Annotated in this window: 1 protein-coding gene; it reads left to right on the forward strand. The window is 44.3% G+C overall.

The window, feature by feature from the left end; translation table 11 throughout:
- Positions 1-1088: discoidin domain-containing protein (locus tag GC097_RS06150; RefSeq protein ID WP_171682472.1), on the forward strand; the 1088-nt coding region annotated here is incomplete at both ends.

A 1088-nucleotide genomic window follows, 5' to 3' on the forward strand; every position in this document is an offset into this window, starting at 1 on the left:
AGCTATAGCAGGAAAGATATAAGAGAACTCATAGCTCCGCAGTTTGATGAGGGCATTAAGATCGATTCCTTCAATAACAACGAAGTTGCTTTTACAATAAAGCAAGCAAATGACAATGTGCGCGTTATGGAATATAATATTCAGCTGATCAACAAGATCACGGGGAAAGTGGACAAATCATTTAACAGCCTTTCGTATCCGATGGACAAACCATACGATGAATACAGGCATTATAAGTTTACAGGTTTATCGCCGAATGCTCCATATATGATCAGGGTATTCGCCGACGATTCCATGTATAACCGTTCGTCGCAGGACATTGATCTTAAGATTAACAGTGGTAATTTAAACAGCATCATTGCGCCTGTTGACATAACAGGGGTAGCATTCGGATCGGCGAAGACAGCGGACGCCCTTAGATTGCCAGGGACAGTATCCTTGGTTACCGATGAGGGCGTTGGGTATGCCAATGTGACATGGCATGTAGGTGCTTCAAACTATGATCCCACTGTAATGACTGTGCAGACCTTCACTGTCAATGGAACTGTAATTTTGCCAACTGGGGTAGCAAATCCCAATAACGTGCCTTTGACAACAAGCATTAGAGTAACTGTTAATAAGCTCATTCAGTCGGCAACGGCGACAAGCCAAGAAACAGAGGGTGAAAATGATAGTGCCTCCATGGCGATTGACGGAGACCCAAATACGATTTGGCATACCAAGTGGAATAAATCCGACGTTCTCCCTCAATCGATTACCTTAAAACTTGGAGCAGCTTTCCCAATCTATAAAGTCACGTATTTGCCAAGGCCATCAGGCAGTAACGGAATTATTACAGCCTATAACGTGTATGTAAGTAAGGATGGAGTGACCTTTACTAAAGTTGCAAGCGGAACTTGGGCAAACAACAATGCGGAGAAAGTAGCAACTTTTGATCCGACAGATGCATTATATGTCAAGCTCGAAGCAACGGCGGGCGTTAACGGGTGGGCATCGGCTGCGGAGATTAATGTATTTGAAGCTTCTGAAATTCCGACAAGGAATCTCATGAGCATCACAGCGCCGGCAGCCATCACAGGGTTGACTAA

The organism is Paenibacillus planticolens, assembly GCF_013141725.1.
Classification (GTDB): domain Bacteria; phylum Bacillota; class Bacilli; order Paenibacillales; family NBRC-103111; genus Paenibacillus_E; species Paenibacillus_E planticolens.